At 72.8% G+C, this 20,919-nt stretch carries 20 protein-coding genes; 11 read left to right on the top strand and 9 right to left on the bottom strand.

The features are described from left to right. Nucleotides 1-534 precede the first annotated feature (534 nt). Nucleotides 535-2,025, top strand: coding sequence for a right-handed parallel beta-helix repeat-containing protein (locus ACLJOU_RS12040; RefSeq protein ID WP_410566542.1), 1,491 nt, complete (start codon nt 535-537; stop codon nt 2,023-2,025). A 13-nt stretch (nt 2,026-2,038) separates the two neighbouring features. Here ACLJOU_RS12040 and ACLJOU_RS12045 read toward each other — a convergent pair whose 3' ends face one another. Beyond that, nucleotides 2,039-2,533 (bottom strand): hypothetical protein, encoded by a 495-nt coding sequence (locus ACLJOU_RS12045; RefSeq protein ID WP_410566544.1) that lies wholly within the window; start codon nt 2,531-2,533, stop codon nt 2,039-2,041. Nucleotides 2,534-2,548: 15 nt separating this feature from the next. Next, nucleotides 2,549-3,973, bottom strand: coding sequence for an amidohydrolase family protein (locus ACLJOU_RS12050; protein WP_410566546.1), 1,425 nt, complete (start codon nt 3,971-3,973; stop codon nt 2,549-2,551). Between the two features lie 132 nt (nt 3,974-4,105). On the opposite strand from ACLJOU_RS12050, the gene ACLJOU_RS12055 reads away from it, so the two are divergent. The 5 genes from ACLJOU_RS12055 to ACLJOU_RS12075 all read left to right on the top strand — a co-directional run bounded on the left by ACLJOU_RS12055 (nt 4,106) and on the right by ACLJOU_RS12075 (nt 8,752). Beyond that, on the top strand, nt 4,106-4,915 hold the full coding sequence (locus ACLJOU_RS12055; RefSeq protein ID WP_410566548.1) for an IclR family transcriptional regulator C-terminal domain-containing protein: 810 nt from the start codon (nt 4,106-4,108) through the stop codon (nt 4,913-4,915). A gap of 78 nt (nt 4,916-4,993) precedes the next feature. Further along, the gene (locus ACLJOU_RS12060) at nt 4,994-6,151 is read left to right on the top strand and encodes a CaiB/BaiF CoA transferase family protein (protein ID WP_410566550.1); all 1,158 of its coding nucleotides are present in this window, start codon (nt 4,994-4,996) and stop codon (nt 6,149-6,151) included. Continuing rightward, the gene (locus ACLJOU_RS12065) at nt 6,144-6,938 is read left to right on the top strand and encodes a citryl-CoA lyase (RefSeq protein WP_410566552.1); all 795 of its coding nucleotides are present in this window, start codon (nt 6,144-6,146) and stop codon (nt 6,936-6,938) included. Before ACLJOU_RS12060 ends, ACLJOU_RS12065 begins: the two co-directional genes overlap by 8 nt. A gap of 11 nt (nt 6,939-6,949) precedes the next feature. Continuing rightward, a complete protein-coding gene (locus tag ACLJOU_RS12070) occupies nt 6,950-7,810 on the top strand; it encodes a dioxygenase (RefSeq protein WP_410566554.1) in 861 nt (286 codons plus the stop codon). 6 nt (nt 7,811-7,816) lie between these two features. Beyond that, nucleotides 7,817-8,752 (top strand): quinone oxidoreductase family protein, encoded by a 936-nt coding sequence (locus ACLJOU_RS12075; RefSeq protein ID WP_410566556.1) that lies wholly within the window; start codon nt 7,817-7,819, stop codon nt 8,750-8,752. A 48-nt stretch (nt 8,753-8,800) separates the two neighbouring features. Here ACLJOU_RS12075 and ACLJOU_RS12080 read toward each other — a convergent pair whose 3' ends face one another. The 4 genes from ACLJOU_RS12080 to ACLJOU_RS12095 all read right to left on the bottom strand — a co-directional run bounded on the left by ACLJOU_RS12080 (nt 8,801) and on the right by ACLJOU_RS12095 (nt 12,379). After that, on the bottom strand, nt 8,801-8,968 hold the full coding sequence (locus ACLJOU_RS12080; RefSeq protein WP_410566558.1) for a hypothetical protein: 168 nt from the start codon (nt 8,966-8,968) through the stop codon (nt 8,801-8,803). 236 nt (nt 8,969-9,204) lie between these two features. Continuing rightward, a complete protein-coding gene (locus ACLJOU_RS12085; protein WP_410566560.1) occupies nt 9,205-9,963 on the bottom strand; it encodes a hypothetical protein in 759 nt (252 codons plus the stop codon). Between the two features lie 53 nt (nt 9,964-10,016). Continuing rightward, nucleotides 10,017-10,550, bottom strand: coding sequence for a carboxymuconolactone decarboxylase family protein (locus ACLJOU_RS12090; RefSeq protein ID WP_410566561.1), 534 nt, complete (start codon nt 10,548-10,550; stop codon nt 10,017-10,019). Nucleotides 10,551-10,663: 113 nt separating this feature from the next. Beyond that, complete coding sequence (locus tag ACLJOU_RS12095) at nt 10,664-12,379, bottom strand: glycosyl hydrolase family 18 protein (RefSeq protein ID WP_410566563.1); 1,716 nt, start codon at nt 12,377-12,379, stop codon at nt 10,664-10,666. A gap of 285 nt (nt 12,380-12,664) precedes the next feature. Here ACLJOU_RS12095 and ACLJOU_RS12100 point away from each other — a divergent pair, with 285 nt between their 5' ends. From ACLJOU_RS12100 to ACLJOU_RS12110, 3 genes are read left to right on the top strand one after another with little or no spacing between them, the layout of a single operon-like run. Continuing rightward, nucleotides 12,665-15,247, top strand: coding sequence for an FtsX-like permease family protein (locus ACLJOU_RS12100; protein ID WP_410566564.1), 2,583 nt, complete (start codon nt 12,665-12,667; stop codon nt 15,245-15,247). Continuing rightward, complete coding sequence (locus ACLJOU_RS12105; protein WP_410566565.1) at nt 15,240-15,932, top strand: ABC transporter ATP-binding protein; 693 nt, start codon at nt 15,240-15,242, stop codon at nt 15,930-15,932. The genes ACLJOU_RS12100 and ACLJOU_RS12105 overlap by 8 nt, the downstream gene beginning before the upstream one ends. After that, the gene (locus tag ACLJOU_RS12110; protein ID WP_410566566.1) at nt 15,929-16,597 is read left to right on the top strand and encodes an ABC transporter ATP-binding protein; all 669 of its coding nucleotides are present in this window, start codon (nt 15,929-15,931) and stop codon (nt 16,595-16,597) included. The genes ACLJOU_RS12105 and ACLJOU_RS12110 overlap by 4 nt, the downstream gene beginning before the upstream one ends. On the opposite strand, the gene ACLJOU_RS12115 is transcribed toward ACLJOU_RS12110, so the two are convergent. Then, entirely contained in the window at nt 16,578-17,762 is a 1,185-nt protein-coding gene (locus tag ACLJOU_RS12115) for an FAD-dependent monooxygenase (protein ID WP_410566567.1), read from the bottom strand. The two genes, ACLJOU_RS12110 and ACLJOU_RS12115, sit on opposite strands and share 20 nt — an antisense overlap. Before the next feature lie 173 nt (nt 17,763-17,935). Here ACLJOU_RS12115 and ACLJOU_RS12120 point away from each other — a divergent pair, with 173 nt between their 5' ends. Beyond that, nucleotides 17,936-18,292, top strand: coding sequence for a VOC family protein (locus ACLJOU_RS12120; protein ID WP_410566568.1), 357 nt, complete (start codon nt 17,936-17,938; stop codon nt 18,290-18,292). 94 nt (nt 18,293-18,386) lie between these two features. Here ACLJOU_RS12120 and ACLJOU_RS12125 read toward each other — a convergent pair whose 3' ends face one another. Then, nucleotides 18,387-19,226: an oxidoreductase gene (locus tag ACLJOU_RS12125; RefSeq protein WP_410566570.1), complete on the bottom strand. Its 840-nt coding sequence runs from the start codon at nt 19,224-19,226 to the stop codon at nt 18,387-18,389. A 98-nt stretch (nt 19,227-19,324) separates the two neighbouring features. Here ACLJOU_RS12125 and ACLJOU_RS12130 point away from each other — a divergent pair, with 98 nt between their 5' ends. Further along, nucleotides 19,325-20,227 (top strand): LysR family transcriptional regulator, encoded by a 903-nt coding sequence (locus ACLJOU_RS12130; RefSeq protein WP_410566572.1) that lies wholly within the window; start codon nt 19,325-19,327, stop codon nt 20,225-20,227. 3 nt (nt 20,228-20,230) lie between these two features. Here ACLJOU_RS12130 and ACLJOU_RS12135 read toward each other — a convergent pair whose 3' ends face one another. After that, nucleotides 20,231-20,860 (bottom strand): FMN-dependent NADH-azoreductase, encoded by a 630-nt coding sequence (locus tag ACLJOU_RS12135; protein WP_410566574.1) that lies wholly within the window; start codon nt 20,858-20,860, stop codon nt 20,231-20,233. Between the last annotated feature and the right edge of the window lie 59 nt (nt 20,861-20,919).

Consider the following 20,919-nt stretch of genomic DNA (forward strand, 5'->3'; position numbering starts at 1 on the left):
CCGGGGCAGAAGTTCTGTCCGATAGGTCACGTTACCGGCCAGCGGCCCTCGGCATGGCGCGTTGACCTGGGCAAATACCCGATCGGTGCGCGGGAACCGCCGAGTGGAGGACAGATCCGGAATGGAGTCGGACAAGCCTAGTTCGCCGAGGCGGGGCCGACCGGAATGAATGGCCCGAAATCACTCGCTCAGGTAGTTTTCCGTTTAACCGGAAACCTCCGGCGTGGCGGCCGGGGGCCCCGGACGCGGTCCCCCGGCCGCCCGCCGCCGCGCTCGGCCGCTCGGCCGACCCGCCCGCGGCAGGTGGCCCACCGGCGTGGCCCCGGCAGGACCGCCGGCACCCCGCTCCGGCGAAGAATTCCGGCCGGTGACACCGGCCGGACCACGATAACAGAACCGTCCACCGATTGTTCCCACGTTATGCACAGTCGTGGAGTAATCACGGCATTTTCCGTTACCTGGTACACCCGAAAAGCGCGGCAATCGACTCGAACGGACCAAGCCGTTGCGCCATCAATTGCGTAGGTTCACGACATGTCACCCCTCAGACCCATTCTGGCCGTCGTTCTGCTGGCCACGTTCGCCGTACCGCTCGCCCCGGCCGTGTCCGCGGCCGCGGTGACGCCCGGCCCCGTGTGCGATCACCAGCCACTGGCCAACGCGACCGCGCCGGCCGGGGCGGTCACCGTCGACGCCGCGGTGCCCGGCGACCTCTACCGCAAGTCGCAGGAGTCGCCGCCGGGGACGACGTTCTGGCTGCCCCCCGGCACGCACACGCTGGCCGCGGACCCGTTCGGGCAGATCATCCCCAAGGACGGCGACGTCTACCTCGGCGCTCCCGGCGCGGTGCTGGACGGGCAGGGCATCAACCGGGCGGCGTTCACCCAGCAGGCCAAGGACGTCGTCATCCGCGGCCTCACGATCCAGAACTTCGTCGCCCCGCAGGACCAGGGCGTGGTGAACCACGATTCCGGCGAGCATTGGATCATCGAAAACACGACCGTGCAGAACAACAAAGGCGCGGGAATCATGGCGGGCGCCCGCCAGGAGGTCCGGCACAGCTGTCTGCGCAACAACGGGCAGTACGGCATGAACGCCTACCGGTCGGACAGCACGATCACCGCGCTGGTCATCGAGGGCAACGAAATTGCGGGCAACAACACCGACGACTGGGAAACGCGCAGTCCCGGGTGCGGGTGCAGCGGCGGGGTCAAGTTCTGGGTGGTCGACAAGGCCGACGTGCGCGGGAACTGGATCCACCACAACCACGGCGCCGGGCTCTGGGCCGACACCGACAACAACGACTTCCTCATCGAGAACAACCTCATCGAGGACAACGACGCCGAGGCGCTCTTCTACGAGATCAGCTACAACCTGGTGTTCCGCGACAACGTCCTGCGGCGCAACAGCCTGGTCGCGGGCAAGCGCCGGGCCGACCGCGGTGACAACTTCCCGGTGGCGAGCGTCTACCTGTCCGAGTCGGGCGGCGAGCCCCGGGTGCCGGCCCGCACTCACCTGATCGACATCTACGACAACACCTTCGAGGACAACTGGTCCGGCATCACGGCCTGGGAGAACGCCGACCGGTTCTGTAACAGCCCGGCCAACACCTCGATCAACACCTGCACGAAGCTCGTCGCCGACCGGACGCAGTGCTCGGCGCCGGGCATCGCCGAACCGCCGCTGTTCGACGACTGCCGCTGGAAGACCCAGCTGGTCGAGGTGCACGACAACACGTTCCGCTTCGACCCGGCCCGTGTCGGCTGCACGAACTCCTCCTGCGGCAAGATGGCGCTGCTGTCCAACTGGGGGACCTACCCGTCCTGGTCGCCCTACCAGGGCAAGATCGTCCAGGACGCCATCACGCACGACCAGGGCAACTACTGGTTCAGCAACGCCTACTACGGGCCCTGGCAGTTCGTCGCGGGCGACACGTCCCGGATCCTGACGGCCGAGCAGTGGCAGACGACCCCGTGGGACCAGGACAACTGCGCGTCCTTCGACGACGTGATGCCGCACTGCTGAGGGCGGCCGCGGCTCAGCGCGCGGCGAGCAGCCCCAGCACGGCGGCCGACTTGGACTCGTCGAGGAACCGCAGGCCCATGAAGTGGTCGCCGGGGTTGAAGCCGGGCAGCGCCCAGATCGCCTCGTAGGGCAGCTCGACGCGCCGGTAGCGGCGGAGGCTGTAGACGTTGCTGAACAGGCACTTGCCGGGGTCCGGGTTCCACAGGCGGCGCGCGAAGGCCGGATTGCGGAACCCGTGCCCCACCTCGGCGGTGGCCTGGACGTGCTTGCGGCCGGTGAAGAGGACGACGTCGCCGGTGGTGACGGTGTCCATCCGGCGGTCGTACTTGTCCTTGGCGCCCCAGAACCGCGCCCGCCCGCCGGGGTGCAGGGCGTTCAGGCGGGCGAGGTCGGCGGCGTCGAGCAGCTCGGCGAACTCGCGGAAGGCCACGGCCCGCTCCAGGGACTCCGCGCCGTACCGGCGGGCGTCCGCGGTGCCGTACGCGGGTTGGACGAAGACCTGGACCACGGCGAGAACCGTAGCTCAGCCGCCGTGGGTGCGGTCGCTCTGGTAGTCGGTGTAGGTGTACGGGTTGTCGAGGACCTTGGTCTCCGGGACGTCCGGGTTCATGCCCTGCCGCCAGGCCTCCTCCCCCAGCTGCCCGCGCAGGTACTCGACCGTGCCCTCGACGTGCCGCCGGACGGCGGGCAGGTCGGCGCCGACCAGGCGGCCGTCGCGCTTGACCACCCGGCCGCCGACCAGGACGGTGTGGACGTCCGCGCGCTGCGCCTGGAACGCCACGTGGCCGTAGGGGTTCAGCAGCGGGAAGGACACCGGCGAGTCGTCGTTCTTCAGCAGCACGACGTCGGCGGTCTTGCCGGCCTCGAGGCTGCCGAGGTCCGCGCGGCCCAGCGCGGCGGCCCCGCCGCGGGTGGCCCACTCCACGACCTGCTCCGCGCGCAGCGCCGCGTGCGTCACCGTCTCGCCCTCGGCGTGGGCCTCCAGGTGCTCCCGCGACCGGTCGGCGCCCAGGGTGGCGCGCATGGCCGAGAACAGGTCGCCGCTCCACCACACCGACGTGTCCATCGACAGCGACACCGGGATGCCGTACTTGCGCAGCGCCCAGGTCGGCGGGTACCCCTGGCCGGCGCTCTGCTCGCTCTCGGTCGAGACCGACACCGAGCCACCGGTGGCGGCGATGCGGTGGTAGGAGTCCGCCGACAGGGACGCGCCGTGGACGTAGATCGTCTCCGGCGTCATGAACCCGTGGTCGTACATCAGGCGGATGCCGTCGTCACCGGTCGCGCCCCACACGCCGGCGTGCGTGGTCACCGGCACGCCGAGCTCACGGGCCACCTCGAACGCCGGCTTCTCGGGGAACGCCGGGTCGCCGGTGACGTCGAAGGCGAGCTGGAACCCCTCGAGGCCACCGCCGCCCCCCGTGCGCCGCGCGACGAAGTCGCGGAACTCCGGCGTGCCCGTCCAGTTCGCCGGGGCGTCCTGGATGTTGCCGTAGGCCAGCACGAACCGGCCGGGGACGGCTTCGAGCGCGTCGGCCGCCGCGTCGGCGTGCCCGGTGGTCTGCAGGCCGTGGGACCAGTCGACGGTGGTCGTGACGCCGGCCTCCAGCGCTTCCCACGCGCCGAGCAGGTTGCCGGCGTAGATGTCCTCGGGGCGGAACACCTTGCCCCACTCGAGGTAGTACCAGACGAAGTACTGGGTCAGCGTCCAGTCGGCGCCGTAGCCGCGCATGGCCGTCTGCCAGAGGTGGCGGTGGGTGTCGATCATCCCCGGCATGACGATGCCGCCGGAGGCGTCGATCTCGGTCGTGCCCGCCGGGACGGCCAGCGCCGGTCCGATCGCGGCGATCCGGTCGCCCTCGACCAGGACGTCTTCGCCGGGCAGGACGCGGCGCGCGTCGTCGAGGGTCAGCACCGTGCCACCCCGCAGGACGATCGATCCGGACATGGTTCCTCCGTTGCGTACACTTGTCCGCTGAACGGACACCCGACGGGTGCCGCCACTTTCGTCCAGCACCGCGCCGGTGTCAATCCCCGCCGCTACGCTGCCCGGGAGGACCACTGCAGAGGGAGGTCGCGCATGCCACGCGAGGGAACCGGTCCCGACTTCATCGAGGCGCTGGCGCGCGGGCTCGAGGTGATCACGGCGTTCCGGCCCGGCCGGCGGGCGATGACGCTGGCCGAGGTCGCCACCGCGGCCGGCCTGGCCCGCCCGACCGCGCGCCGGATCCTGCTGACCCTCGAGGAGCTCGGCTACGTCCGCACCGACGGCCGCGACTACTCCCTGACCCCGCGGGTGCTCGACCTCGGCGTCGCCTACGTGCACTCCACCGGGCTGTGGGACGTCGCCCGCCCGCACCTGGAGCGGCTGGTCGCGCGGACGAACGAGTCGTGCTCGATCGCCCAGCTCGACGGCTCGGACATCGTCTACGTGGCCCGGGTGGCGGTGCCGAAGATCGTGGGACTGAGCGTGCAGATCGGCACCCGGTTCCCGGCCCTGCCGACCTCGCTGGGCAAGGTGCAGCTGGCCGCGCTGCCGCCGGACGAGCTGGAGGCGGTGCTGGCCGAGCCGACCCGCTCGGGACTGGTCGCCCGCTGGCAGCCGGACCGCGCCGAACGCGACGCCGAGCTGCGCGAGGTGCGGGCCCGCGGCTGGGCCCTGACCGACGAGCAGCTCGCGCTGGGCATCCGGTCGGTGGCCGCGCCGCTGCGCGACGGATCGGGCCGGGTGATCGCCGGGGTCAACGTCAACTGCCACGCGGCGGAGACCCCGGTCGAGCGGCTGCTGGAGCACCACCTGCCGCTGCTGCTGCAGACGGCCGGGGAGATCAGCGCCGACTTCGCCCGCCTGGACGCCGTCCCGCACGTGACCGTCCCCGCCGTCTCCTGACGCCTTGACCGCGACCCGGCCGCTGCCGCAGACTGACGGACAACAGTCCGTCTGACGGACAGAAGGCGAGGAAGCGGTTTGGACTCCCCCACCGGCCCGCTGTCCGGGCTGCTGGTCGCGGACTTCTCCCGGGTGCTGGCCGGCCCGTACGCCACGATGCTGCTCGCGGACATGGGCGCCGACGTCGTCAAGGTCGAGGGCCCGCAGGGCGACGAGACGCGCACGTGGATGCCGCCGGTGCGCGGCGACGTCTCGACCTACTACCTCGGCGTCAACCGCGGGAAGCGGTCCATCGCGCTCGACCTGCGCGAGGAGGCCGACGCCGTCGTCGCCCGCGAGCTCGCGGCCCGGGCGGACGTGCTGATCGAGAACTTCAAGCCCGGCGGGCTGGCCAAGTACGGCCTGGACTACGAGACGGTCCACCGGGCCAACCCCGGCAGCGTCTACGCCTCGATCAGCGGGTTCGGGGCGGGCGAAGGCGCGCACGTGCCCGGCTACGACCTGATGGTGCAGGCGATCTCGGGCCTGATGAGCCTCACCGGTGATCCGGACGGGCCGCCGTACCGGGCCGGCATCTCGGTGTTCGACGTCATGGCGGGCAACCACGCGGTGATCGGCATCCTGGCCGCGCTGCGCCACCGCGACGCGACCGGCGAAGGCCAGCACGTCGAGGTCAACCTGCTGTCCTCGGCGCTGACCGGCCTGGTGAACCACAGCTCGGCCTTCGCCGCCGGTGGCGTGGTGCCGTACCGGATGGGCAACGCCCACCCCAGCGTGTTCCCCTACGAGCCGCTGCCGACGGCCGACGCCGACCTGATCGTCGCCGCGGCCAACGACGGCCAGTTCCGCCGGCTGTGCGAAGTGCTCGACCTGCCCGGGATCCCGGACGACCCGCGGTTCGCCCGCAACGCCGATCGCACGAAGAACCGCGAAGAGCTCCGGCCGATCCTCGTCGAACGGCTCGCGAAGCGCGGTGCGGTGGAGTGGTTCGACGCGCTGACGAAGGTCGGTGTCCCCTGTGGACCGATCAACACGATCGACGGCGGGTTCGCGATGGCCGAGCGCTTCGGGCTCGACCCGATCGTCGAGGTCGGCGCCGGCGACCGCGCGGTCCCGACGACCCGCCACCCCATCCGGTTTTCCGCGACCCCGGCCGGGTACCGGCTGCCGCCGCCGGAACTCGACGAACACGGCGCCGAACTCCGGGCCTGGCTGACGGAGGCCGCCGATGGCTGACCCGGTCTACGAAACGGCCCTGGGCGCGTCCACCCAGGACAAGATCACCCTCCTCGGCCACGACCTCGCCGAAGACGTGATGGGCACGGTCGGGTTCGGCGAGCTCGCCTTCTGGCTGGCGACGCAGCGACGTCCGTCCAGCGGGGAAACCCGGGTCTTCGAAGCGGTGCTGGCCGCCTTGGCCGACCACGGCTTCACCCCGACCGCGATCGTCACGCGGCTGACCTACCTGTCCGCGCCGGACTCCGTCCAGGGCGCGCTGGCGGCCGGCCTGCTGGGCGGCGGGTCGCGGTTCCTCGGCGTCACCGAGGACAGCGGCCGGTTCCTGCACGACGTCCTGTCCGAAGTGGACGAACTCCCGTCCGACGAGGACGGGTGGGACGCGCTCGCGCTCGCGACGGTCGAAAAGCGCCGTGCCGAGCGGAAGTTCGTCCCCGGGCTCGGGCACCACGTGCACAAGGACGGCGACCCGCGCACCCGGCGGCTGTTCGAAATCGCCGGCGAGGAAGGCCTGCGCGGCCCGCACCTGGAGCTGTTCGCCGCGATCGGCCGGGTGCACCCGCGGGTGCTGGGCAAGACGCTGCCGCTCAACGGCGCCGGCGTCTGCGGCGCGGCGCTCGCCGACCTCGGGCTGCCGCTGGAGCTGCTGCGCGGGTTCGCGCTGCTGGCCAGGACCGCCGGGCTGATCGGCCAGCTGGCCGAGGAGCTGCGCCGGCCCGTCGCCAACGACATCTTCTTGTCGGTCGACCTGAACAACCGGTCGGTCCCACCGGATCCGCACGCGTGAGAGGAACGCCGATGCAGCTGGTCACCGAGGACAACATCACCGAGCTCGCCGCGCAGCGCTGGGCGAGCGCGCACGACCCGCGGACGGCGGAGGTGATGGCCGCGCTCGTGCGCCACCTGCACGCGTTCGCCCGCGAAGTGCGGCTGACCGAACCCGAGTGGATGGCCGCGATGCGGTGGCTCACCGAAACCGGGCAGATCAGCACCGAGAAGCGGGAGGAGTTCATCCTCGCCTCCGACGTGCTGGGCCTGAGCATGCTGGTGGTGCAGATGAACCACGCCTTCGACGCGAAGGCGACCCCGGCCACCGTGCTCGGCCCCTTCCACATCGACGGTTCGCCGGAGAAGGAGTTCGGCGGGGACATGTCCGACGGCCTGCCCGGCACGCCGCTCTACATCACCGGTTCGGTGCGCGGCCTGGACGGCTTCCCCGTGATCGGAGCGGTCCTCGACGTCTGGCAGGCCGACGAGGAAGGCGCGTACGAGTCGCAGCTCCCGGACGTCGACGAGGCCCGGCTGCGGGCGAAGTACACCAGCCGCGCCGACGGGACCTACTGCGTGCGAACGATCGCGCCGAAGGGGTACTCCATCCCGATGGACGGCCCGGTCGGCGAGCTGATCCGCGGCACCGACATCAGCCACTTCCGGCCCGCCCACGTGCACTTCCTGATCAACGCCGCCGGGTACGAGCCGCTGATCACCCACCTGTTCCAGGAAGGCGCGCAGTACCTGGACAGCGACGTCGTGTTCGGCACGAAGCAGGAGCTGGTGGTCGCGTTCGAGCCGCGCGAGCCCGGGCCGACACCGGACGGCGGCGAATCGGCCCAGCCGTGGCTCGAGGCGCGGTACGACTTCGTCCTGCAGCCGGTGTGACCGCCGGTGCGCGCGGCCGAGATCCGCACGCCCGGCCGGCCCCCGGTGGTGGCCGACCGGGCGGAACCGTCACCCGGGCCCGGTGAGGTCGCCGTCCGCGTGACGGCGGCGCCGATCACCCCGCTCGACCTGCTCTGCGCGTCCGGCACGTCCTACTTCGGCGTGCCCGCGACGCCGTACGTGCCGGGGGTGCAGGGAGTGGGCGAGGTGGCGGGCCGGCCGGTCTGGTTCGCCACGGCGGCAGGCATGCGGCCCGGGGACGGGAGCATGGCCGAGTACGCCGTAGTCACGTCCGGCGACGTGGTCGAGCTGCCGGACGGGACCGATCACGCGCTCGTCGCGGCGCTCGGGCTGTCGGCCGTGGCGGCGTGGCTGTGCCTGACGCGCACGGGCGGGCTGGCCGCGGGTGAGACGGTGCTGGTGCTGGGCGCGGGCGGGGTGGTCGGGCAGTCGGCCGTCCAGCTGGCGCGGGTGGCCGGGGCCGGGCGGGTGGTGGCGTGCGCGCGGTCGGCGGCCGCGCTGGAGCGGGCCCGCGGCTTCGGCGCGGACGCCACGGTCCGGCTCGAGGAGGGCGACGACGTCGAGGGGCTGGCGCAGCGGCTTTCCGCGGCGGCCGGGCCGGTCGACCTGGTGCTGGACCCGGTGTGCGGGCTCCCGGCCGCGGCGGCGCTGCGCACCCTGCGTCCGGGCGGGCGGCTGGTCAACCTCGGCAGCGCGGCCGGCGAGGTGTGCCCGGTCCCCTCGGCGCTGCTGCGCAGCCGGTCGCTGCACATCCACGGGTACACGAACAACGAACTGACCGCCGCCGAGCGCCGCGAAGCGCTGCTGACGGTGGTGGCCCACGCGACGGCGGGCGCGCTGACCGTCGGGTACGAGCGCGTCCCGCTGCGCGACGCGGCCCGGGCGTGGAGCAGCCCGGGCCGCGTCGTGCTGGTGCCTTGAGCCACGGGGGTCACCGGCCCCCGCGGCCCGGGTCGGGTACGTCGGTGGTCACTGGCCCCCAGGGCCGGGTTTCGGCACGTCGCCGATGTAGGGACCGCTTCCCACCCCGCCGACCGGCGACGGGTCGCTCGGGGGTCCGCTCACCGCGGACGCAGCCGGGGCGAGCACGGCGAGCGCGGCCGCGGTGAGAAGAGCGGCAGCTACAGCACGGTTCATGGTTGAGCTCCTTCGCGTTCCCCCGCATTGTGCTGGATCCGGCTTCCAAACCGCTTCCGAACCGGCAAATCCGCGGCGGACGGCTCGTTCGGCCGGCCGGAGATCCCTGGCAGGCCCCTTCTGCCGGAGTCCTCGGTCTCGGAGTCCTCGGCATGGCCGTGTTCGGCACCCGGCGCGGCGGGCGAGCCGGGCCCGGACCGGCCCGGTCGTGGCCGCGTGAGCCCTCCGGGAGCCCCTCACCCCGGCGGGGTGAGGTTCTGGCACAGCGCGGTGGGGAACTTCGGCTCGGCGGCCAGGATCTCGGCGCAGCCGCCGCCCTGCGACGAGGCGAAGCTCGCCCAGCCGTTGCCTGCCCAGCGGTAGGCGACCCGACTCGGGGCCTGGCCGCGGTGCCGCTGGAGGTCGTGGATCAGCCAGTTCTGGTCGCAGGCCCGGGTGGTGCCGGGGAACTCGGCCTCCGCGCTGAACTCCAGCTGCGCCACCCACGCCGGGCTGCAGTGGTCGGCGGGCGGCTCGCAGCCGAGGTGCTCGTCGCACTTCCGCCAGTTCCCGGCCGCCTGCCCCCAGGTTTCCGTGACGTTGACGATCACCGGCCGCTTCCCGATCGGTGCGGCCGTCCTGATCGGGAAGTCGGCCGGGCGTTGCGGACAGTCCGCCGTCGCCTCGGCGCGGAACAGGACGCCGGCGCGGATCGCGGTGCCGTCCTCGGTCACCTCGGCGTGCGGCGCGACCGCGCAGGTGGGCAGGTCAACGTGCAGCACCGCGCTGTGGTCGTCCGGGCCCGGCCGGACGCCGGTGACCCACGCCGTCCGCTCCGCGGGCACGGGCGGCGGTGCCGATGTGGCCGGAGCGGTCGCCGACGTGGCGGGCGGCGTGGTTTCCGGCGCCGCGGTGCTCCGGTACGGGATGTTCAGCGCCAGCAGCAGCCAGAACGCGAACCCGCCGGCCGCGAGCGCCCCGATCGTCCACAGTGCGGGCCGCACGAATCTCGACATCGAAGTCCCCCCTCAATGTTCCGGCGGGAGCCTATCCGACGTCGCGAACCGCCCTACCGGCCGTAGCCCTCGGCGGCGAGCACCTTCCCGATCTGGTCGTAGACCGCCTGGTCGTCCGGGGCCACGGTGGCGAGACCGTCGACGTAGCGGTTGAACATGCAGAACGCCGCCGCGATGAGGACCGTGTCGTGCAGCTCGACGTCGGTTGCGCCTTCCGCGCGGGCGGCCGCGATCAGCTCGGGGGTCACCGCGCGGCCGGTTTCCCGCGTCGCCAGCGCGATCCGCAGCAGGGCCTTGAGCTTCGCCCCCACCGGTGCGTCGTCGATCCCGGCGCAGGCCGCGTCGACGACCGCGCGGCCGCCGTCGAGGGTTTCGGCCGCGGCGGCGGCGTGGCTGCCGTGGCAGAAGCGGCACTCGTTGCCGTTCGACACCACCGCCGCGATCAGCTCGCGCTCGCCGACCGTGAGGCTGCTCGGGCCGCGCAGGAGGGTTTGCGCGAGGTGGTTGAGCGGGACGGCCGTTTCCGGCCGGAAGGCCATCAGGGACCGGATCCCGGGCAGCTGCGGGTCGAGCGGGATGTGCGGCATCGGTTCCTCCTCGCGGGGGCGGAAGATCGTTCCCGCGCAGTCTTCCGGCCGGCGGCGGCCCGGCCAACCTCCGTCTTGCCCAACCGGGCCGCCGCCGAAAAGCCGCACGTTTCTCAGCTGATGGCGAAGTCGTCCGCGTAGACGGCACTTTGGCCGTACCAGCCGTGGACGTACACCGTCACCGCGCCGGACGCCCCGGTCGTGAAGGGCACCGACAGCTTCGTCCAGCCGCTGCCGGAGGTCCACGCGCTGGCGGTGGCGCCGCCCCGGACACCGACGTAGGCGTAGCTGCCCTGCACCCAGGCCGTGAGCGTGTAGGCGTGGTTCGGGGCCAGCGTCACGTTCTGCGCCGCTTCACCGGTCGCCGACGCCGACGGCACGACCTGCAGCGCGTGGGTACCCGAGTGCGCCGGGGAAGCGACGACCGCGTCACCGGGTGCGGTCCACGGGCTCAGCGAGCCGGTTTCGAAGCCGCCGTTGACCACGCCGCCCGCGGGCGCGGTGCCCTTGACGGTGAGGGTGAAAGTGGTGCTGTGGCTGCCGGAAGCAGCCGCGCCGGTCACGGTGAGCGGGTAGACGCCGGGGACGGCGGCGGCGGTGGTGCTCACCGACAGCGTCGCGCTGCCGCCCGCGGTGACCGAGCCGGGGCTGACGGACGCGGTGACGCCGGCGGGGGCGCCGGTGACCGACAGCGCCACCTGCTGGGCGGAGCCGGACGTCACGGCGGTGGTCACGGTCGCCGACGCCGAGCCACCCGGGTCCACCGCCGCCGACGCCGGGTTCGCGGCGAGGGAGAAGTCGTTGCCGGGCACGGAAGTGCCGCCGGTGAAAGGTTCGAAGGCGTGGCTGAAGAACCAGGTGTCCTGGGCGATGCCGGAACAGTTGTCCGCCGCGGCGCCACCGGGGCAGCTGCCGTTGTCGCGCTGCAGCGCCCAGAACGACAGGGTGTTGATGCCCTTGGAGACGGCCCAGTTGTAGACGGTGGCGGCGTCGGCGGTGGTGAAGGTCTCGGCCGGGCCGAAGTCGTCGACGCCGATCATCTCGGTGATGCCGACCATCGCCCACAGCTGCGCCTGCGTCTTGCCCGGGTAGAGGGACGCGAGCTGCGAGACCAGGCCGCTCGCGGCGGTCTGGGTGTCGGTGGCCATCTGGTGGGTGGCGTTGTCGTAGTAGTCGAAGGTCATCAGGTTGACGACGTCGACGCGGGTGCCGTTGGTGACGGCGTTGCGCAGCACGGCCAGCCCGCTGTCGGCGAGGCCGTGGGTGGTCGTGGGCAGGGTGTAGGAGATCTGCAGGGAGCGGCCGGAAGCGGCGGCCCAGTCCTGGACCTTCTTGATGGCCTTGTTGCGGCGGTCGATCCCGGCGGAGTTGGTCAGCGAGTTGTCCTCGATGTCCATGTCGAGGCGGGGCACGTCGTAGGTGGTGATCACCGACTCGTAGGCCGCGGCGATGGAGTCCACATTGGTGCAGCTGTCGGCGATTTCGGTGCCGGTGTTGTCGGCGGTGTAGCCGCCGAAGGACGGGATGACGTCGCCGCCGCGGGAGCGGATGGTGGCGATGTCGGCGCCGAAGGTGCCGGTGGCGATCGGCATGCCGGTGTCGCCGTTCCAGTACACCGTGCAGGAGCCCTTGGTGGCGGCCTGGATGAACGCCATGGTGAGGTGCTTGGCGCCGGACTGCTGGGCCAGCGCGGCGGGGCTCTCGCCGGTCCAGGCTTCGAAGTACGGCGCGAACACGTGCGCCGGCAGCGGCGTGGCGGCCTGGGCGGTCCCGGCCGCGGCGACCAGCGAACCGGCCGAAAACGCCGCCAGGGCCAGGGAAACGGACAATCGGGAGAAAGGTCTGCGTCGACGCATCTGCACTCCAGGAACCGGCGGAAAGCCGTGCGGCGGCGGTGCACGGCGGGACATCCCAGGATTGGACCAGACCAATCCTGGCGTCAAGGTCCAGACCACTAAACCGGCCGGATGGCGGTAGCGATTGCTCGCCGGGCGCCACCGGGCGCGAACACACCGGGTGAGCAACGATCGCGGCGAAAACGTTCCAACGCTGCGGATCGCCCGGTAGCGTCGTGGGCCATGCGGGTGATGCGGGGGACGAATGGACGACTCAGAGTGACCAAGCCGTGGCGGGCGGCGCCGAAGGCCGCCCTCTCCAGCCCGCTGACGCTGATCGTGGCGGCCGTGACTTCCCTGCTGGCGTGCTTCCTGGGCACGGCCGCGGTGCTCCAGGCGTCCGCGGCCGGCGGCGCGGCGGTCCGGTACCAGACGGGCATCACCTGCCCGGACAGCTACGGCCCGATGTTCGGCAAGGGCAACATGCCGGTGCAGGACATTCCCGCGGTGACCGGCGCGATCCAGCGGCACGCCGCCGCGCACGGGTTCGGCGCGCCCGTCGTCGGCCAGTTCACCACCGTGCTGCGGGGCACCGAGTTCAACGGCGACCCGCACTACAAGATCCGCCTCGGCTACCGCGACCAGGCCGGCCTGGACAACCTGACGCTGCAGCAGGGCACCCGCGCGCCGGGGCTGTGGCTGGGCAACGTGGTGGCCGACGCCGAGCACATCGGCCTCGGCACGAAGCCGAGCCTGCAGGGTGTGCCGCTGCCGCCGGTCACCGGCATCTACCGCGACCTGCTGGACCCGCCGCCGCGGTGGTGGTGCTCGCAGCAGTCCGGGGCGGTGATCGACCGGCTGGTGGACGACCCGATCGACTCGATCGTCTTCGCCACCGACCGCAAGACCTTCGACGACGCGATCAAGGCGATCGGCCTGCCGACGATGCAGTACTTCCACGTCTCGTTCTACGAACCGGCGCCGACGACGCTGAGCGCGGCGGAGGACCTGCTGCAGCGCTCGAAGGACCTCGTCGCCGACGTCCGCGCCGACCTGACCGCGCAGGGCCTGGGTTCGCTGATCGCCGCCGACGTCCCGACGTTCGAGCGCTCGGTGCAGATCTCGCGCCAGGCGCAGGACAACGTGTTCGTCTCGATCCTGCCGCTCGCGCTGATCAGCGTCCTGGTCGGCTGCGCGGGGCTCGGCACGGTGGCGCTGCAGTGGTACCAGCGGCGGCACGCGCAGCTGCGGCTGCTGTCCGCGCGCGGCAGCGGCCCCGCGGCGCTCGGCGGGCTCGCCGTCGCGGAGCTGGGCCTGCCGGTCCTGCTCGGCGGCGTGGCCGGCGCGGTCGCCGCACGGCTGCTGCTCCGCGTGTACGGGCCACCCGGCGCCCCGGACCCCGCGGCCGTGCTGACGGCCACCGGGGTCGCGGCCGGGACGCTGGCCGTGTCGCTGGTGCTGCTGGCGCTGGTCGTGGCGGTGCGGGTGCACCGGGAGTTCGAGCTGGGCCGGGTGCGCCGCGGCGGCCGGAGAGTGCGGTGGCTGGCCTACTTCCCGTGGGAGCTGGCCACGGCCGGGATGGCTTGGCTGGGCTGGACGCGGCTGGCGCGCTACGGCACGACGTCACGGCTGGGCAACCCGCTGCCGCAGGTGGACCCGCTCGCCCTGACCTACCCGGTGTTCGTGGTGCTGACGGTGGGGCTGCTGACCGCGCGGCTGGCGTGGCTGGCGCTGCACGCCTCGCACCGGGCCCGGTTCTGGTCGCGCCCGGCGCTGCAGCTGGCGATCCGGCGGCTGGCCGGCGCCCGCGCCCCGGTGACCGGGGTGCTGGTCATCGGCACCCTCGCCATCGGCACGCTGGCCACCGGCATCGGCATCGCCCACGGCCAGGAGGAGGCCCTGGACACGAAGTCGGCCATCTTCGTCGGCAGCAACGCCCGCCTCGACACCGACAGCCCGATCGGGATGGGCGCGGTCGCGATGCCCGCCCCGCTGGCCGGGACCAGCACGGTGGTCGGCGAGCTGACCGGGACCGGCAGCGTGGTGCTCGTGGTCGACCCGGCGACGTTCACCCGCGGCGCCGCGGTGGACCGCGTGCCCGGCGACGACCTGACCGCGCTGCTGCAGAAGATCTCGCGGCCCGACCCCCGCGGCACGCCGGTGATCCGGGTCGGGCACACGACGAAGCAGAACGCCGAGCTGCCGGACGACCTGCCGGACGCGGTCGTCGCCGGTGACCTGCCGGTGTTCCCGATGATCGGCACCTCCCCCGGGTACGTCGTCTCGCGCACGGTGCTCAGCCACGCGCAGCTGGACGGCATTCCGAAGTGGAGCGTGCTGACGACGGCACCGATGGCGGAGGCGACGGCCGCGCTGCGGGCGGCGGGGGTGTTCATCCCCAACCGGATCAGCCGCGAGTCCGCATTGGACGGTCTGCCGTTCTTCGTGGTGTCGTGGACGTTCTCGTTCGTGGCGCTGCTGGGCGCGGTGCTCGGGGTGGTGGCCATCCTGGCGCTGCTGGTGGCGGTCGAGGTCCGGCGGCGGCAGAACGCCCTGGCCGGGGCGCTGGTGCTGCGGATGGGCATGCGGCCGCGGACGCTGCTGGCCAGTCACCTCATGGAACTCGGCGCGCTGAGCGGGCTGGCGATCGTCGTCGGGGTCGTGTGCGGGGTTTCGGTGGCGGGCCTGTCGGTGCCGCGGTTCGACCCGGCGACGTTCCTCGCGCCGCGCTCGGAGCTGCCGGACCCGCTGCCGTTCGTGCTGACCGTCGTCGTGATCGGCGTGGCGGTGGTCGCGCTGGCCGGCTGGATCGCAGTGCGCTCGGTGCGCACCGCCCGGACCGCGGAGCTGATCCGTGCCTGAGAAACCCATTTTTTCGCTGCGGGGCATCGGCGTCGACTACCCGACACCCGCCGGGATGGTCACCGGCGTCGACGACGTCAGCCTCGACGTGCCCGCACGCGGGATGACCGTGCTCGCCGGGCCGTCGGGGTCGGGGAAGTCGACGCTGCTGCGGGTGCTGGGCCTGTTCGAGCAGCCCGCGCGGGGCACGCTGACGTTCCAGGGCGCCGACGTCCGCAAGCTCAAGCATCGCGAGCGGCGGGCCCTCCGGCGCCACCACCTCGGGCTGGTGTTCCAGAACCCGGGCGACAACCTGCTGGCCTACCTGACCGTGGCCGAGAACCTGCACGCCGCGGCCGAAGCGGCCGGGACCGAGTGCACCGCGGAGGACATCCTCGGGCAGCTGGGCCTGCACGGCACCGGCAGCTGGAAGATCTCGGCGCTGTCCGGCGGGCAGCAGCAGCGGCTGGCGTTCGGGTGCGTGCTGGCCGCGCGCTCGACGGTGATCCTCGCCGACGAGCCGACGTCGCAGCTGGACGAGGCGTCGGCCGACCTGGTGCTGGAAACCCTGCAATACCTGGTGGACCAGGACTTCGCCGTCCTGGTCGCCTCGCACGACGAACGCCTCATCGACCTGGGCGCGCGGGTGGCCCGGCTGCACAAGGGCGCGCTCGAGGGCATCGAAGAACGGGAGCTGCCGGCATGACAGTCGTGGAAGCGGTCGGGCTGCGCCGCAGTTTCGCCCACCCCAGCGGGGACATCGAGGTGCTGCGCGGGCTGGAGCTGCGGGTCGCGGCCGGCGAGCTGGTGACGGTGTCGGGCCGGTCGGGCTCGGGCAAGAGCGCGCTGCTGGCGCTGCTGTGCGGGTTCGACTCCCCCGACTCCGGCTGCGTCCTGCTGGACGGCGTGCCGATCAGCGGCGCGCCGTCGTGGCACACCTGCGCGGTGCTGCCGCAGGCGCTCGGGCTGGCCAACGAGCTGACGATCGCCGAAAACGTCGCGCTGCCGCTGCGGCTGCGTTCGGACGTCCCGCGCCCCGCCCCGAAGGCGATCGCCGCGCGGGTCACCGAGCTGCTGGACGAGCTGGGCATCGGCGAGCTCGGCGACCGCTACCCCCTCGAGGTGTCGTTCGGGCAGCAGCAGCGGGTGGCGCTGGCCCGCGCGGTCGCGGGCCGGCCACGGGTGCTGCTCACCGACGAGCCGACCGCGCACCTGGACGCGGGCTCGACGCCGCGGGTGCTGCGGCTGCTGCGCCGCTGCGCCGAGGAAGGCGCCGCGGTGATCGTGGCGACCCACGACGACGAGGTCCACCGCATCGCCGACCGCCGCGTCCGCCTCCTCGACGGGGTGCTCACCGCGCTGCTGGACTGACCGAAGCCCTCGAGTCCGGCACACCGGCGTAGTCCGGCAGCTCGACGCCGTTAATCGCGCGCTCGGCCAGCGGCATGAGCGCCGCCATGTCCAGCTCGGCGCCGGTGAGGCTCTGCACGTGCAGCCGTCCGATTTCCTGGTTGGCCTCGACGAACGGGCGCATCTGCGTCTCGTACCGGGCGAAGGCGGTCTCCGGGTCCCATCCGGCGGCGGCCAGTTCCCCGGCGAGCAGGTAGGCGCCGACCAGGGCCAGCCCGGTGCCGCCGCCGGACATCGGCGACGAGCAGAACGCCGCGTCGCCGATCAGCCCGACCCGGCCGTCCGACCAGCGGTCCATGACCACCTGGGCGACCTGGTCGAGGTAGAAGTCCGGGGTGTCGTCCAGGTGCGCGAGGATGCGCGGGGTCAGCCAGCCCAGGCCGGCCATCCGCTCGCGCAGCAGGCTCTTCTGCGCCTCGACGTCGCGGTGGTCGACGTCGAAATCCGCCGACGGAAAGGAGAGCATGGCCATCGCCCGGGTGGCGTCCTTGAGCGGCCGCAGGCCGGCCGAGCGGCCCTCGTGCTGGTGATCGAGCATCCAGCGGTCGATCCCGAACTCGTTGGGCACGCTGTAGAAGGCCAGCACGAGCCCGAGGTGGCGGACGAACCGCTCGCGCGGCCCGAAAACCGTCGCCCGCAGCGCCGAGTGCAGCCCGTCGGCCCCGATCACCAGGTCGAAGCGCCGCCGGTCGCCGCCGGCGAAGGTGACGTCGACCCCGTCGGCGTCCTGGGCGAGCTCGGCGATCCGGTCGCCGAAGCGGTACTCGACCCGGGCGCGGGTGTCGTCGTGGAGCACCTGGGACAGGTCCCCGCGCAGGATCTCGATGTCGGCGATGTAGCCGTCACCGCCGTCGTCTTCGGCGCGGAAGGTCTCCAGCACGGTCCCGTCGGCGTCGACGGTGTGCGCGCCGGCGGTCTCGGTGCGGGCCGCGCGCACCGCCGCTTCCAGCCCCATGCGCCGGATGACCTCCTTGGCCACCCCGCGCGCGTCGACCGCCTGCCCGCCGGGCCGCAGCCCGGGAGCCCGCTCGACCACGGTCACCTCGGCGCCCCGCCGCTGCAGCCAGTGGGCCAGCGCGGGTCCCGCGATGCTCGCTCCGGCCACCAACACCCTGTTCCCGCTCATCGCGGTCCCCCCAACGTCCGGTCCGATGCCGGTCCGGAGTGTACGGCGCTGCGCACGCACCGGGGCGGCGCAACCGATCAGGAATCGAGAAGCGCTGGTCAGCGGGCCGGGCATAGCGTCAGGGAAGTACCGCAAGCGAGGTACCGCAGACCACGACTTCAGGAGCACCGCCGATGAGCACCCAGGGGATCAAGACCGTCCTGCACCCCGTCACCGACCTGGCCGCCGCCAAGGCCGTCTACACCGCCCTGCTGGGCCTCGAGCCGCAGGCCGACGCGCCCTACTACGTCGGCTACGACGTCGAGGGCCAGCACATCGGGCTGGTGCCGAACGGCGGGCAGCAGGGCATGACCGGGCCGGTGACCTACTGGCACGTCGACGACATCGAGGCGAAGCTCGCCGAGGTGACGGCGGCGGGCGCGAAGGTCAAGGACGAGCCGAAGGACGTCGGCAACGGCCGCCTGGTGGCGACCTTCACCGACGCCGACGGCAACGTCCTCGGCGTGCTGCAGGACCCGGCTCGATCCTGATGGCCCGATCCGGACGGCCCGATCCTGACGGCCCGATCCGGACGGCCCGATCCGGACGGCCCGATCCGGACGGCCCGATCCTGACGGCACAGTCCTAGTCGAGCGCGGTGGCCCGGCTGACCTTCTCCCAGGCCGCCAGGTCCGCCGCGACGGCCTCGTGGTGGGCGCGGATCGCCTCGACGGCGTCCGCGCCCAGCGCGAGGCGCAGCGGAGCGTCGTCGGCGCCCACCGCGCGGACGATCGCCGCGGCCGCCTTGGCCGGGTCGCCGGGCTGGGTGCCGTCCATGTTCTCGACCGCTTCCCGCGTTCCGCCGGTCGACACCGCGTAGGCGTCGATCGTGCGGGAGCGGTGCATGCGGCCGCCGCCGAACTCGGTGCGGAAGGCGCCCGGCTCGACGATCAGCACCTTCACCCCGAAGGGGGCCACCTCCGCGGCCAGTGCTTCGGAAATCCCTTCCAGGGCGAACTTCGCCGCGCAGTAGGCGCCGAACCCGGGCGGGGACACCTGGCCGCCCATCGAGCTGAGCTGCACGACCGTGCCGCTGCCCTGCGCGCGCAGGTGCGGCAGCACGGCTTTGGTCACCGCGACCGCGCCGAAGAACATGACCTCCATCAGCGCGCGCAGCTCGTCCATGGTCAGTTCCTCGACCGCGCCGACCGAGCCGTTGCCGGCGTTGTTGACCACGACGTCGATCCGGCCGAACGCCTCCAGCGCGGTCTGCACCGCGGCGTCGACCTGCCCGGCGTCGGTGACGTCCAGTGCCGCGGTCCGGATCCGGTCGCCGCCGCGCTCCCGCAGGTCGGCCAGGGTTTCCGGCCGGCGCGCGGTGGCCAGCACGCGGTCGCCCGCGGCCAGCGCGGCCAGCGCGATCTCCCGGCCGAAGCCGGCGGAGCAGCCGGTGATCAGCCAGACGCGGCCGTCGGTGTTCGTCATGCTCGTTTCCTCCCAGTGCTGTTCCTCCTTCCCATCCTGGAGACGAGGACGGCGGGGTCGCCAACACCGATGTCCTGCCGCGGCTACAGTCGGAGCCTGTGACCCCCGAGTTGCGGCAGCTGCGCTACTTCGTCGCCGTCGCCGACGCGAGCAGCTTCACCCGCGCCGCCGCCGGGCTGCACATCGCCCAGCAGTCGCTGTCCCAGCAGATCACGGTGCTGGAACGCGGTCTGGGCGCGCGGTTGTTCGACCGCGACGCACGCGGCACGCGGCTGACCGCCGTGGGGCGGCTGTTCCTGCCGGAGGCCCGCGCGGTGCTGGCCCGCGCCGAAGAAGCCGTCGCGACGCTCGGCCGGGCGGTGCGCGGCGAGATCGGCGACGTCCGGCTGGTCTTCCTCGCCACGACGGCGAACTACCTGCTGCCGCCGGTGGTCCGCGCGGTGCGCGAGCAGCTGCCCGGCCTGGCGGTGACGACGGCCGAGGCGTCGATCGCCGAGCTCGTCGAGGGCCTGCGCGAGGGCCGGTTCGACCTGGCCTTCACCCGGCCGCCGCTGGTCGGCGACCTGGTGTCCCGGACGTTGCTGACCGAAGAGGTGTGCGCGGTGCTGCCCGCCGGGCACCCGCTGGCCGGCCGTTCGTCGCTGGCGCTGGCCGACCTGAAGGACGAACCGTGGGTGCTGACCCCGCGCAGCAGCTGGGAGCCGTGGCACCGCGGCTACGACGACGACTTCGCCGCGGCCGGGTTCACCCCGCGGGTGGTGCAGCGGGCCGCCACCGTGCAGGGCCTGCTCGGGCTGGTCGCGGCCGGCGTCGGGGTCACCCGGCTGGCCCGGTCCTCGCACAGCCTCCGCCGCACCGGGGTGGTGTTCGTGCCGCTGGCGGGCGACGTCGCCCGCACGGAACTGGTGTGGATGCCGGGCGGGGACAACCCGGCGGTGCGGGCGATCGCCGACGTCGCGGCCGGGCTGGCGGCGGCCACCGACCTGACCCAGGCGGGCTGACCTTCAGAAGGTCTTCGCGGTGTCGCGGGCGGCTTCGGCGGCGATGCGGCCGGCTTCCCCGGCGTCGCCGGTGAGGGTGGGGTGGAACCGGATCTCGGTGACGTCGTCGATGCCGGTCCAGTTCAGCCAGCCGGTGAAGAACGGCGCCTGGAAGTCCGCGCCGAACTCGGGACCGAGCCCGGGTGCCCAGACGGCGCTGGTGTAGATGACCGCGGCCCGCTTGCCGCGGCCGTCGAGCAGGCGCCGGTAGCCGGTGACCGGGTCGACGCCGAAGACCCAGCCGGGCTGGGACACGACGTCGACGAACTGCTTGAGCACGTACGGCACGCCGGAGTTCCACATCGGGACGCTGAACAGGATCCGGTCGGCGGCGTCGAAGCGGGCGAACGCGGCCTGCGCCGCCGCCCACGCTTCGGCCTCCTCGCCCTGCGGGGTGCCGCCGCCGAAGACGGTCATCTTGGCGCGGGCCGCGGCCGGGCCGAAGGCGGGCAGGGTGCCGTCCCAGAGGTCCCATTCGTCGATGTCGGCGTCCGGGTGGAGACGGCGGTAGGTGTCCAGGAACGCCGCGGCCAGGCGCAGCGACTGCGAGTCCTCCCCACGCGGGGACGCGGAAACGTGCAGCAGATCAGGCATCTCGAAGCTCCTCGGAGGAGTGGCGGCTTCCGCCGGACGAAGAATCGGACTAGAGTCCG

This window comes from Amycolatopsis sp. cmx-4-61 (assembly GCF_046548775.1).
In the GTDB taxonomy this organism is placed as follows: domain Bacteria; phylum Actinomycetota; class Actinomycetes; order Mycobacteriales; family Pseudonocardiaceae; genus Amycolatopsis.